Source organism: Bradyrhizobium sp. Ce-3 (assembly GCF_022835695.1).
In the GTDB taxonomy this organism is placed as follows: Bacteria; Pseudomonadota; Alphaproteobacteria; order Rhizobiales; family Xanthobacteraceae; genus Bradyrhizobium.
The window spans coordinates 569,159-581,848 of sequence record NZ_BQUV01000005.1 but is presented as its reverse complement, the minus strand read 5'-3'; the positions used below and the strand labels follow the sequence as shown (position 1 = coordinate 581,848).

Here is a 12,690-nt window from a genome sequence, read left to right as displayed (position 1 = left end):
CACTAATCCCGGATGCCGCCGTCGGTCTCGCGCGGCGCCTGCGTGATCTCTGCGGCGGCCAGGTCGCCGCCGGCGGTGAGCGGATCGGCGAGCCGCGCCTCCGCCGTCTCCCGGACATGCGCGGCGAGCGCCGGCATCCGCTCGATCAGGGCGTGGAAATCCTGCGCGTCGAGCAGCAGCAGCTTGGTCTTGCGCGTCGCCGTCACCGTGCCGGAGCGGCTGGTGCGCCGGAGCAGCGCGATCTCGCCGAAGAACGCGCCGTCGGCCAGCCGGACCCGCTGGCTCGGCAGGTCGATCTCGACCTCGCCGGCGGTGATGAAATACATCGATGAGGCCGCATCGCCCCGGCGCACCAGCACCTCACCGGCCTCGATGGTCTGCGACCGCAACAGCCGCATGATGTCGGCGATGTCGGCGGCATTGAGATGCGAGAACAACGGCACCCGCGCCAGCATGCCCCAGGTCACGACGAAGTCGCGGCGGCGGACCTCGTCGGCGAAGGCGGTCGAGATGATCGCGACCGGCAGCGCGATCATCGCAAATCCGACTACGATCGCAACCACGGTGACGATCCGCCCGAGCGGCGTCACCGGCACGACGTCGCCATAGCCGACGGTGCCGAGCGTCACGATCGCCCACCACATCGCCTGCGGCATGGTGCCGAACTTGTCCGGCTGCACCTTGTGCTCGATGGCATAGAGCAGCGCGGCGAACAGCAGCACCGCGCCGGTCAGGATCACCACGCAGCCGAACAGCGTGCGCCGCTCGGCATGCAGCGCCGCCAGCAGCGAGCGCATCGCGGTCGAATAGCGCACCAACTTCAGGAACGGCAGCATGCCGAACAGCACCAGCGCGGTCTTGTCACCGATCGCAAGCGCGACGGCCGACGGCAGGAAGGCGAGCAGGTCGATCACGCCGAGCGCGGAGCAGGCATATTCGAGCCGTGCCCGCCCCGGCGTCATGTCGCGCAGCGAATGGCCGACCACGCTCCACAGCCGCGCGGCATATTCGAGTGCGAAGGCGACCACCGCGACAATTTCGATCGCCGTGAACAGCCAGCCAAACTGCACCTCGAACTCGGGCACGGAGGCCAGGATCGCTGCCAGGACGTCGATGGCGATGATGGCGACGATGACGCCCGCAAACCGCGAGCCGCCCGAGTGCGGCAGATCATCGCGTTCGAGCAGCTCGTAGAGACGGTCGCGCAGTCCGGGATCGCTGATCGTGGGCTTGAGCGGAGCCGTCGCCACGATCAGCCTCTCCGTCAGGCGCCGGCCATCGCTTGTTCGATCGCCGACAGCGCGGCATCGGCCTTGGCGCCGTCGGGGCCACCGGCCTGCGCCATGTCGGGCCGGCCGCCGCCGCCCTTGCCGCCGAGCACCTCGGAGCCCTTGCGCACCAGCTCGACCGCGTTGAAGCGCGAGGTCAGATCGGCGGTGACGCCGACCACGATGCCGGCCTTGCCGTCCTCGGTGACGCCGACGATGGCGACCACGCCGGAGCCGATCTGCTTCTTGCCGTCGTCGACCAGGCTCTTGAGGTCCTTGGTCTCGACGCCCTCGACCGCGCGCGCCAGCAGCTTGACGTTGCCGACCTCGCGGACGCCGGAGGCCGCGCCGTTCGACGAGGCTCCGCCACCGCCCATCGCGAGCTTCTTGCGGGCATCAGACAAATCGCGCTCGAGCTTCTTGCGCTCTTCCATCAGGGCGGCAATGCGCGCCGGCACGTCCTCGATCGTGGTGCGCAGCTCGGCCGCCGCGGTCTTCGCCAGCGCCATGGTGTCGTTGGCATGCTTGCGCGCGTGACGTCCGGTCAGCGCCTCGATGCGTCGGACGCCGGAGGCCACGGCACTCTCGCTGGTCACCGAGATCAGGCCGATGTCGCCGGTGCGGCGGACATGGGTGCCGCCGCAGAGCTCGACCGACCAGCCGAGCGCGTTCTGGCCGTGCTCGCGGGCGCTCTTGCCCATCGAGACGACGCGAACCTCGTCGCCGTATTTCTCGCCGAACAGCGCGCGGGCGCCGGCTTCGCGGGCGTCGTCGACGCCCATGACGCGGGTCGTCACCTCGTCATTCTCGAGTACGACGTCGTTGGCGATGTCCTCGACGCGGGCGAGCTCTTCGGGCGTGATCGGCTTCGGATGCACGAAATCGAAGCGCAGGCGATCGGGCGCGACCAGCGAGCCGCGCTGCGCGATGTGATCGCCGAGCACCTGGCGCAGCGCCTCGTGCAGCAGATGCGTCGCCGAGTGGTTGGCGCGGATCGACGAACGCCTGGCGTGGTCGACCTCGAGCTGCAGCGCGGTGCCGACGCTCAAGCTGCCCTGCTCCACCGTGCCGACATGCACGAACAGGTCGCCGGCCTTCTTCTGCATGTCGGTGACGCGGAACTTGACGCCCTCGCCGGTGAGCACGCCGACGTCGCCGACCTGACCACCGGACTCCGCATAGAACGGCGTCTGGTTCAGCACGATCGCGCCGCTCTCGCCGGCCTTGAGGCCGTCGACCTCGGCGCCGTCCTTGACCAGTGCCGTCACCACGCCTTCGGCGCTCTCGGTCTCGTAGCCCAAAAACTCCGTCGCGCCGAGCTTCTCGCGCAGCGGGAACCAGACAGTCTCGGTCGCCGCCTCGCCCGAACCGGCCCAGGATGCGCGCGCCTTCTCGCGCTGGCGGTTCATCGCGTCGGTGAACGAGGCCTGGTCGACGCTGATGCCGCGCGACTTCAGCGCGTCCTGGGTCAGGTCGAGCGGGAATCCATAGGTGTCGTACAGCGTGAACGCGGTGTCGCCGTCGAACATGTCGCCCTTCTTGAGGCCGGCGCTCTTCTCGTCGAGGATCGACAGGCCCCGCACAAGGGTCTTGCGGAAGCGGGTCTCTTCCAGCTGCAGCGTCTCCTCGATCAGCTTCTCCGCGCGCACCAGGTCCGGATAGGCCTGGCCCATCTCGCGGACCAGCGCCCAGACCAGCCGATGCATCAGCGGCTCGCTGGCGCCCAACAGCTGCGCATGGCGCATCGCGCGGCGCATGATCCGGCGCAGCACGTAGCCGCGGCCTTCGTTCGACGGCAGCACGCCGTCGGCAATCAAGAATGCGGACGAGCGCAGATGATCCGCGATCACCCGGTACGACGCCACGTTCTGCGCGTTCGGTCCATGACCGAGCGCCGACGATGCCGCATCGATCAGATGGCGGAACAGGTCGGTCTCGAACACGCTCTCGACGCCCTGCAGGATGGCCGCCATGCGCTCCAGGCCCATGCCGGTGTCGATCGAGGGACGCGGCAGCGCCACGCGCTCCTCCCTCGTCACCTGCTCGTACTGCATGAACACCAGGTTCCAGAATTCGAGGAAGCGATCGCCGTCCTCCTCCGGGCTACCAGGGGGTCCGCCCCAGATGTGCTCGCCGCGGTCGATGAAGATCTCGGAGCACGGACCGCACGGGCCGGTGTCGCCCATCGCCCAGAAATTGTCCGAGGTCGGAATGCGGATGATGCGATCGTCCGAGAAGCCCGCGATCTTCTTCCAGTAGCCGGCGGCCTCGTCGTCGGTGTGGTAGACGGTGACCAGCAACTTGTCCTTCTTCAGGCCGAAATCCTTGGTGATCAGATTCCAGGCGAGCTCGATCGCGCGCTCCTTGAAGTAATCGCCGAACGAGAAGTTGCCGAGCATCTCGAAGAAGGTGAGATGGCGCGCGGTGTAGCCGACATTGTCGAGGTCGTTATGCTTGCCGCCGGCGCGCACGCATTTCTGCGACGTCGTGGCGCGCTGATAGGGACGCTTTTCGACGCCGGTGAAGACGTTCTTGAACTGCACCATGCCGGCATTGGTGAACATCAGGGTCGGGTCGTTGCGCGGAACCAGCGGCGACGAGGCCACGATCTCGTGGCCGTTCTCCTTGAAGAAGTTCAGAAATGTCGACCTGATGTCGTTGACGCTGCTCATGTTCATCCAATCGGAAAAAGGGGCCGGCCAGCCGCAAAAAGGCGTCATTTTCCGGCCGAACGCTTTTAGACATTGCCAGCTGCGGTGTCCAGAAACTGTGCAGGCAGATCATGGGCTTGCCGCGGCAGCACAAAGCCCATTGGATAGCAGCGAGAGCTGCGTTGACAGTCCTGGTGGCGCCGTGTTTTCTACCTACCTGTTACCCCGTCACGTCGGGAGAGACCGGCCCGCTTTGGGCCGGCGCCGAAGGAGCAACCGCCCCGGAAACTCTCAGGCAAAAGGACCGCGTGACGTCTGACATCTGGAAAGAGGCGCTGGGGTTCTCCCCGATGCGTCCGCCGACGGGATAATACTCTCAGGCACAGCGACAGATGGGGCTTTCTGCAGGTTTCTCAAGGGGAAATAGGTCCCCGCGGGAACCGCGAGGGCCCTGTGATGCTTGCGCACGAAACCTCCCAGCTGAAACAGACCCCGTTGCACGCGCTGCACCTGGCGCGTGGCGCCAAGATGGTGCCGTTCGCCGGCTACGACATGCCGGTGCAATACACCGCCGGCGTGCTGAAGGAGCATCTGCACACCCGCGGCAGCGCGGGCCTGTTCGACGTGTCCCACATGGGACAGCTCGTGCTGAGGGCCAAATCAGGCAAGGTCGGCGACGCGGCGCTCGCGCTGGAAAAGCTGATGCCGCAGGACATCGTCGGCATTGCACCGGGGCGGCAGCGCTATGCGCAATTCACCAACAGCGACGGCGGCCTGCTCGACGACCTGATGGTGGCGAATTTCGGCGATCATTTGTTCCTGGTGGTCAACGCCGCCTGCAAGGCCGAGGACGAGGCGCATCTGCGCGCGAATCTCTCCGACAGCTGCGAGATCATCCCGCTGGCCGACCGCGCGCTGATCGCATTGCAAGGGCCGAAAGCCGAGCAGGCGCTGGCGAAATTGTGTGCAGATGCCGGTTCGATGAAATTCATGGACGCCGGCCCGCGCCGCGTCGCCGACATCGACTGCTTCGTCTCGCGCTCCGGCTACACCGGCGAGGACGGCTTCGAGATCTCCGTGCCCGCGGGCAAGGCGGAAGCCCTGGTCACGGCGCTGCTGGACAATCCCGACGTGCTGCCGATCGGGCTCGGCGCGCGCGACAGCCTGCGGCTCGAGGCCGGGCTTTGCCTCTACGGCCACGATATCGACACCACGACCACCCCGGTCGAGGGCGCGCTGGAATGGTCGGTGCAGAAGGTTCGCCGCGGCGGCGGCGCCCGCGCCGGCGGTTTCCCTGGCGCCGACAAGGTTCTCGCGCAATTCGCTGACGGTGCCACCCGCCGCCGCGTGGGTTTAAGGCCCGATGGCCGCGCGCCGGTGCGCGAGGGCGCCGCTCTGTTCGCAGATGCCACTTCGGCCGAACCAATCGGCAAGGTCACCTCGGGCGGCTTCGGCCCGAGCCTCAATGCACCGGTTGCGATGGGCTATCTGCCCACCGCGCTTTCGGCGGTCGGCACCACCGTTTTCGCCGAAGTGCGCGGCCAGCGGCTGCCGCTCAAGGTCGCCGCCACGCCCTTCGTCCCCAATACCTACAAACGCTAAACGCTGAAGGATCGATCCCATGACGACGCTGTACACGTCCGACCACGAATGGCTCCGTATCGAGGGCGACGTCGCCACGATCGGGATCACCGACTATGCGCAGTCGCAGCTCGGCGACGTCGTGTTCGTCGAACTGCCCAAGGTCGGCCGCAGCCTGAAGAAGGCCGAGGCCGCAGCCGTCGTCGAATCCGTCAAGGCCGCCTCCGACGTCTACGCGCCGATCACCGGCGAGGTGGTCGAGGTCAACGAGGCGCTCGCCGCCGAGCCCGCGCTGGTCAATTCGGATGCAGGCGGCAAGGCCTGGTTCTTCAAGCTCAGGATTGCCGACAAGGGCGAGCTCGGCGGCCTGATGGACGAAGCCGCCTACGCCGCGCACACCGCCTGAGCGAATGAAGCAGATTGCGACCATACACTCACTGTCATCGCCCGGCTTGACCGGGCGATCCAGTACGCCGCGGGCCTTCAGCTCAATCGCTGATGTCCCAGCGCACTGGATACCCCGCTTTCGCGGGGTATGACGGCGAATAAAGAGGACCACGCCATGAACGCGCCCTTCAAGCCGATCAACGAAGCCGCCACCGATTTCGTCCGCCGCCACATCGGACCGTCGCCGCGCGACGTCAACGCGATGCTGGAAACGGTCGGCGCCACCAGCCTGCAGGCGCTGATGAACGAGACGCTGCCGGCGTCGATCCGCCAGAAGGCGCCGCTCGATCTCGGCCGGGCGCTGAGCGAAACCGAGACGCTCGCACATATGAGCGAGCTCGCCGCGCAGAACCAGGTGTTCACCTCGCTAATCGGCCAGGGCTATTCCGGCACCATCCTGCCCGCGGTGATCCAGCGCAACATCCTGGAGAACCCGGCCTGGTACACCGCCTATACGCCGTACCAGCCGGAGATCAGCCAGGGCCGGCTCGAAGCCCTGTTCAACTTCCAGACCATGATCTGCGACCTCACAGGGCTCGACGTCGCCAACGCCTCGCTGCTCGACGAGGCAACCGCGGCAGCGGAAGCGATGGCGCTCGCCGAGCGCCATTCGCAGGTCAAGGCGAAGGTGTTCTTCGTCGACAAGGAGGTTCATCCGCAGACGCTGGCGGTGATGCGCACGCGCGCTGCACCCTTGGGCTGGGCCCTCGTCGTCGGCGATCCCCTGACCGAGCTCGACAAGGCCGACGTGCTCGGCGCGCTGTTGCAATATCCCGGCACCACGGGCGCGGTGCGCGACCTCCGGCCGGCAATCGCAGCGCTGCGCGCCAAGGGCGCGCTGGCGATCGTGGCCGCGGACCTGCTGTCGCTGACGCTGCTGACCTCGCCCGGCGAGCTCGGCGCCGACATCGCGATCGGTTCGGCGCAGCGGTTCGGCGTGCCGATGGGTTATGGCGGACCGCACGCCGCCTACATGGCGGTGCGCGACACACTGAAGCGCTCGCTGCCCGGCCGCATCGTCGGGCTTTCCGTGGATTCGCGTGGCGCACCGGCCTATCGCCTCGCGCTGCAGACCCGCGAGCAGCATATCCGCCGCGAGAAGGCCACCTCCAACATCTGCACCGCGCAGGTGCTGCTCGCCGTGATCGCCTCGATGTATGCGGTCTATCACGGCCCCGAGGGCCTGACCCACATCGCGCGCAGCGTGCATCGCCGCGCCACCGTGCTCGCAGCCGGCCTGCGCAAGCTCGGCTTTACCCCGACCAGCGAGGCCTTCTTCGACACCGTGACCGTCGAGGCAGGCGCGAAGCAGATCGAGCTCGTCACCCGCGCGCAGGCGGAGCGGATCAACCTGCGCATCGGCGCAACCACGCTCGGCATCGCGCTCGACGAGACCACGACGCCGGAGACCGTCGAGGCGGTGTGGCGCGTGTTCGGCGGCAAGCTCAGCTTTGCCGAGATCGAGGCGGCCGCGCGCGAGGCGCTGCCGAAGGAGCTGCGGCGCAGCAGCGCCTTCCTCACCCATCCGGTGTTCAACACCCACCGCTCGGAGACCGAACTCTTGCGCTACATGCGCAAGCTCAGTGATCGCGACCTCGCGCTCGACCGTGCGATGATCCCGCTCGGCTCCTGCACCATGAAGCTCAACGCAACCACCGAGATGATCCCGCTGACCTGGCCGGCGTTCGGCAATCTGCATCCGTTCGCGCCCACGGATCAGGCCAAGGGCTATCACGCGCTGTTCAAGCGGCTGGAGCAGTGGCTGTGCGACATTACCGGCTATGACGCGGTGTCGCTGCAGCCGAATTCCGGCGCGCAGGGCGAATATGCCGGGCTGCTTGCGATCCGGGGCTATCACCTCGCGCGCGGCGAGCCGCACCGCAAGGTGTGCCTGATCCCCTCCTCCGCGCACGGCACCAATCCGGCCTCGGCTGCGATGGTCGGCATGGACGTCGTGGTGGTGGCGTGCGACGCGCGCGGCGACGTCGACGTCAGTGATCTCCGTGCCAAGGCGGAGAAGCATTCGCAAAATCTCGCCGCGGTAATGATCACCTATCCGTCGACCCACGGCGTGTTCGAGGAGCATATCAGCGAGATCTGCGACATCGTGCACGCCCATGGCGGACAGGTCTATCTCGACGGCGCCAACATGAACGCGCAGGTCGGGCTGTCGCGGCCCGGCGACTACGGCGCCGATGTCAGCCATCTCAATCTGCACAAGACCTTCTGCATCCCGCATGGCGGCGGCGGCCCCGGCATGGGCCCGATCGGCGTCAAGGCGCATCTTGCGCCCTATCTCCCGGGTCATCCCGCAACCGACGGTGCGACGGCGCACGCCATCGGCCCGGTGTCGGCCGCGCCGTTCGGCTCGGCATCGATCCTGACCATCTCCTATATCTACATTCTGATGATGGGCGGCGAAGGCCTGACGCGCGCCACTGAAGTGGCGATCCTCAATGCCAACTACATCGCCGCACGGTTGCAGCCGCACTTCCCGGTGCTGTATCGCAACGAGCGGGGCCGTGTCGCGCATGAATGCATCGTCGACCCGCGGGCGCTGAAGACGACCAGTGGCGTCACCGTGGACGATATCGCGAAACGCTTGATCGACTACGGCTTCCACGCGCCGACCATGAGCTTCCCGGTGGCGGGCACGCTGATGATCGAGCCGACGGAATCGGAATCGAAGTTCGAGATCGACCGCTTCTGCGACGCGATGATCGCGATCCGGGGCGAGATCGCAGAGGTCGAGAACGGCCGCTGGACGATCGAGGCCTCGCCGCTGCGCCACGCGCCGCACACCGTCCACGACATCGCCGACGATGCCTGGAACCGGGCCTACACCCGCGCCGAGGGCTGCTTCCCGGCCGGCGTGTCACGGTCCGACAAATACTGGAGCCCGGTCGGCCGCGTCGACAATGTCTACGGCGACCGCAACCTGGTGTGCTCGTGCCCGCCGATCGAGGATTACGCGCAAGCGGCGGAGTAACGCGGCTCTCGTAGGATGGGTGGAGCGCAGCGATACCCATCCTACGGTCTGCTATTGTCAGGCTCGCCAATACGCCTGCGGCAGGAGGAAAGATGCGCGAGGAATTCTGGTTTCATTTCCCGTTTCGCGTCCGCTATTCCGAGGTCGACGCGCAAGCGGTGGTGTTCAACGCCCACTATCTGACCTATTTCGACACCGCGATCACCGAGTACTTCCGTGCGCTCGGCTACGACTATCTCGGCGAGGTGGCGCGGACCGGCATCGACTTCCACACCGTGAAATCGGTGGTCGAATACAAGGCGCCGATCCGGTTCGACGAGGACATCGAGGTCTGCGTGCGGGTGGCGCGGATCGGCCGCTCCTCGATCAACCTTGCGCTCGCGATCTTCGCCAAGGGCTCCGACGACCTTCGTGCCACCGGCGAGATCATCTGGGTCGCTACCGATCAGCAGACACATCAGTCGGTCGCCGTGACCGAGGATCTGCGGACGTTGATCGCAAACCGGGAAAAGGCGCTGGCGTAGGAATGCAAGCGGCGCCTGCCGGCGTCGCACGAACAAGCCTTACGGAGCAACCAGGGTACGGCTCTCGGCATCCCAGCGCCACAGCCGGTCATTGGTCAATTCGGTGCCGCCCCACCAGCGATGGACCGCGTTGTATTGGCTGAAGTCGGCGGCGCCCGCTACAATCGCCTGGCCGAGCTCAGTCAGCGCGAGCCGGCCGCGCTTGTAGCGTTGGTGACGGTCGCGATCTTCGTGCATGTCGAGGTCGAACGGCCCCTCGTCGAGGCCAGAGATGGCAGGCGCCTGACAACGAGCCAGTCCATCCAGCAACGATCCGATCTCCCAATAGCCAAACGTCTTCCGCTCGTTGAGTTTATCGTGCCCGGGGAACAGATCGTACGGATGGACATGTCCCGCTGACAGCAGCTCCAGCATCCGCGTTTCCGTTGCGCCAAGCCCGGAGCTACGTGACGGGAGTTCTTCCAGCAGCGCGACGACTGTATTCCGTAGTTGCGGAAGCGCGCCCAGATCCCGCCTCAACAGCTTGAACCAGCTTTCCGGCGTTGACGCGCGCCAGGCGGTCCACGCGTCGCGCGCGGTTTCGAGATGATCGCCATAGATGGGCGCGAGGCGCGGCTGCCGGGCGGCCAATTCGGTCGGCTGTTGCTCCCCGATGGCCTGATCCATCTGCAGTATCGCAAGTCTGGAGGTCACGCCCACGTGCGGGTGCAGGTAGTCCAGCAGCCAGACTAATTGCAGTTGCGAGTTGGGATCGGGATCGACCCAAAGATCGACGGCGTCGAAGCGTTCGCAGAATTCGATCAACCCAAGACCCTGACGATGCGTGTCCGCGAGCAATCCGCCGGAGAGACTATCCAGCCAGTGGGCCCCAGTACGGCGTGGCGCCGCGCGCGGCGAGAGCAAAGCGTCCAGTTGGCTTGCCGCCGGTAGTTTTCCACACACAAACCGCAGCTCGACGCCAATCACGCAATCGGCGAGCCGTGCCGCCTTCAGTCCGCCAGCGCCGCTGTCAGTGAATGTGAGGACAAGCCGGGTCATAAACTTTTATTCCGGGGTCAATGGAATTGGTCCAACTTAGCGGGTCTGTGGCGGCGACCTAATGAATGAACTTATGGAGCGACCAGGGTACGGCTCTCGGTGTCCCAGCGCCACAGCCGGTCATTGGTCAGCTCGGTGCCGGCCCACCAGCGATGGATCGGATTGTACCGGCTGAAGTCGAGCTCGCGATCCGACACCTCCCGGCCGAAATCGGTGAGCGACAGCCGGCTGTGCAGCAGCCGTTCTTGTCTGGCCTTCAGATCGTCTGGCCCCTCGATCTCGGCGGGGAATCCGGCCAGGACCGGCGATGGACAATAAGCCAGCCGGTCCGGCATCAGCTCCGCTTCCCGAAAATCGAACACACCGCGTTCCCTGTTCAGCTCGCTTGAGAGGAATTGTGGCCCTGTCGCGCCGTCGGCGACGAGATCCAGCATCCACAGTTCGGACGCACCGAGGCCGGTGTCTCGACCGGGAAGCTCCTCGAGCAGCGCAATCAGCGCCGCCCTGAGCCGCGGCATGGCCGACAGATCCTGCATGAGAAGGTCGAAACAGGGCTCGGGCGTCGGCGCGCGATAGGCATTTCCAGGCACGACTGGCCACTTCCAGCCGATCATCGCTCACTGCGAGTGCCGGCAAGCGCCACTTCGCCAAGCTTGCACTTCCGTGTGCGGCAGCCTCGACGTCCGTCTGCACCATCACGAGCCTCGACAGGATCTGCCGGTGCGGACGGAGCACGTCGAGCAGCCAGGCCAGCACCAGCTGATCGTTCGGCCGAGGATCGGCCCAGAGCTCGATGCTATCGCAGCGCTCACAGAATTCGAGCAGGCTGAGAGAATTGTCGCCCACTGGGGCAATGTATTTCGATTGGACGAGGTCGAGCCAATGCGCACCGTGGCTGCGATGCTTCGCGGAACGCTGTTCCAGCAAGCTCGCAAGCTCGGCTTGAGACGGCAAGGCTCCGCAAACGAGGCGCGGCGTGAGTCCAATGACGACGTCGGCCCGTCCCGCCCGCCTGAGCATCGTGCCCGCAAGATCGCTCGTCGCCAGGATCAGACGTGTCATGGCGCTCGAAGCTCCCGCTACGTATTGCGCAGCGCCGGATTCCAGCGCCAGAGATGGTCGTTGGTCAGATGCGTGCCGCCCCACCAGCGATTGATCGGATTGTGATCGGTGAAGTCCGCCTTGTGGGCGAGCACGGCCTTGCCGAACTCCGTCACCGACAAGCGGCTTCGCTGGAAGGCCTCAAGACGCGCCCGTGCATTCCCGGGTTCGATGACACGCAAGTCATCGTCGAGTCCGGCGATCGCCGGCTGCGGTCCATGCGCAAGCCCTTCGAGCAGCCTGCCGATCTCCATGTCGTTGAAGACGCCACACTGGCGAAAGCCACGAAGGTAGAACAGCGCGTTGGTGCCCATGAAACCCGCAGCGACCAACTCAAGCAGCCGCATCTCGGTCGCGCCAAGTCCCGATCCGCTCCATGGCAGCTCGCAGAGCAGATCAAGCAGGGCCGGCCTCAGCAAGGGAAACGCACTCAGGTCGCGGCGCACTACGCCGAAGCACGCCTCCGGCGTTGTTGCCCGGTACGCCTGCCAGCACATGCTTGCGATCTCGATATCCGCAGGTCGGATGTTAGCCAGCGGGACCTCGTTCCAACCGCGCCATGCCGGGTCCATCGTCAGCAGACCGAAGCTGACGAGACGCAATTTCAGCTTCGCTAACATGTCTGGCTGAGCATGAAACTGGTCGAGCACCCAGATCAACTGCAGCTGATCGTTTGGATCGGGGTCAAACCACAATTCGATAATATCGAACGACTGGCAATAATCGTTGAACGCGAGGTCCTTCCAGGTCGCGCGCTTCGTGGAAGGGGAAATCCAATCCGACCAATGATTCCCCGGCTTCTGGCCCGCTCGCACGCCGAAATAGGCCGCCAGCTCTTGTGGCGAAGGCAGCATGCCCCAGGCAAAGCGAAATGAAAGCGGAAGCACCGCGTCGCCCAGACCTGCGCGTCTCAGGTCGAGACCGGATGGATTACCCAAGATCAGGCGCTTCACCGCTTCAACTCACTGAACACCGGCACCAAAACCAAACAGGCGCCGAAGACGTCGGCAACTCAACGTCCTCAGCGCCCGCTTGCAGCGAAATGATTTGATCGCTTGAGCATGATCTTTTCGGAAAACCGCTTCGCACTT

Annotated in this window: 9 protein-coding genes and 1 riboswitch; of the genes, 4 read left to right on the top strand and 5 right to left on the bottom strand. The window is 65.7% G+C overall.

The features are described 5' to 3' along the window. Positions 1-2: 2 nt before the first annotated feature. On the bottom strand, positions 3-1,253 hold the full coding sequence (locus tag BRSPCE3_RS20635) for a cyclic nucleotide-gated ion channel (protein WP_244067952.1): 1,251 nt from the start codon (positions 1,251-1,253) through the stop codon (positions 3-5). An 11-nt stretch (positions 1,254-1,264) separates the two neighbouring features. Further along, the gene (alaS, locus tag BRSPCE3_RS20630; RefSeq protein ID WP_244067906.1) at positions 1,265-3,940 is read right to left on the bottom strand and encodes an alanine--tRNA ligase; all 2,676 of its coding nucleotides are present in this window, start codon (positions 3,938-3,940) and stop codon (positions 1,265-1,267) included. A 202-nt stretch (positions 3,941-4,142) separates the two neighbouring features. Continuing rightward, positions 4,143-4,236, top strand: a riboswitch (glycine riboswitch). A gap of 139 nt (positions 4,237-4,375) precedes the next feature. Between alaS and gcvT the strand changes: the two genes are divergently transcribed. From gcvT to BRSPCE3_RS20610, 4 genes are all read left to right on the top strand, one after another. After that, positions 4,376-5,521: a glycine cleavage system aminomethyltransferase GcvT gene (gcvT, locus tag BRSPCE3_RS20625; RefSeq protein ID WP_244067905.1), complete on the top strand. Its 1,146-nt coding sequence runs from the start codon at positions 4,376-4,378 to the stop codon at positions 5,519-5,521. A gap of 19 nt (positions 5,522-5,540) precedes the next feature. Beyond that, positions 5,541-5,906, top strand: a complete 366-nt coding sequence (gcvH, locus tag BRSPCE3_RS20620; RefSeq protein ID WP_244067904.1) for a glycine cleavage system protein GcvH — start codon at positions 5,541-5,543, stop codon at positions 5,904-5,906. Positions 5,907-6,062: 156 nt separating this feature from the next. Next, positions 6,063-8,936 carry an aminomethyl-transferring glycine dehydrogenase gene (gene gcvP, locus BRSPCE3_RS20615; RefSeq protein WP_244067903.1) on the top strand — a complete coding sequence of 958 codons (2,874 nt, stop codon included), beginning with the start codon at positions 6,063-6,065 and terminating at the stop codon, positions 8,934-8,936. Between the two features lie 92 nt (positions 8,937-9,028). Next, positions 9,029-9,460, top strand: coding sequence for a thioesterase family protein (locus BRSPCE3_RS20610; RefSeq protein WP_244067902.1), 432 nt, complete (start codon positions 9,029-9,031; stop codon positions 9,458-9,460). A gap of 39 nt (positions 9,461-9,499) precedes the next feature. On the opposite strand, the gene BRSPCE3_RS20605 is transcribed toward BRSPCE3_RS20610, so the two are convergent. The 3 genes from BRSPCE3_RS20605 to BRSPCE3_RS20595 form a co-directional block, all read right to left on the bottom strand. Next, positions 9,500-10,498 (bottom strand): hypothetical protein, encoded by a 999-nt coding sequence (locus BRSPCE3_RS20605; protein ID WP_244067901.1) that lies wholly within the window; start codon positions 10,496-10,498, stop codon positions 9,500-9,502. 71 nt (positions 10,499-10,569) lie between these two features. Continuing rightward, positions 10,570-11,112, bottom strand: a complete 543-nt coding sequence (locus BRSPCE3_RS20600) for a hypothetical protein (protein WP_244067900.1) — start codon at positions 11,110-11,112, stop codon at positions 10,570-10,572. 465 nt (positions 11,113-11,577) lie between these two features. Continuing rightward, positions 11,578-12,552 (bottom strand): hypothetical protein, encoded by a 975-nt coding sequence (locus BRSPCE3_RS20595; protein ID WP_244067899.1) that lies wholly within the window; start codon positions 12,550-12,552, stop codon positions 11,578-11,580. Positions 12,553-12,690: the final 138 nt, after the last annotated feature.

What these genes read in the sequence shown, in the direction of transcription:
- BRSPCE3_RS20600 (WP_244067900.1), bottom strand. Translation starts at nt 11,112, where the DNA reads ATGATCGGCTGGAAGTGGCCAGTCGTGCCTGGAAATGCCTATCGCGCG.
- gcvH (WP_244067904.1), top strand. Translation starts at nt 5,541, where the DNA reads ATGACGACGCTGTACACGTCCGACCACGAATGGCTCCGTATCGAGGGC.
- BRSPCE3_RS20610 (WP_244067902.1), top strand. Translation starts at nt 9,029, where the DNA reads ATGCGCGAGGAATTCTGGTTTCATTTCCCGTTTCGCGTCCGCTATTCC.
- gcvP (WP_244067903.1), top strand. Translation starts at nt 6,063, where the DNA reads ATGAACGCGCCCTTCAAGCCGATCAACGAAGCCGCCACCGATTTCGTC.
- gcvT (WP_244067905.1), top strand. Translation starts at nt 4,376, where the DNA reads ATGCTTGCGCACGAAACCTCCCAGCTGAAACAGACCCCGTTGCACGCG.
- BRSPCE3_RS20605 (WP_244067901.1), bottom strand. Translation starts at nt 10,498, where the DNA reads ATGACCCGGCTTGTCCTCACATTCACTGACAGCGGCGCTGGCGGACTG.
- alaS (WP_244067906.1), bottom strand. Translation starts at nt 3,940, where the DNA reads ATGAGCAGCGTCAACGACATCAGGTCGACATTTCTGAACTTCTTCAAG.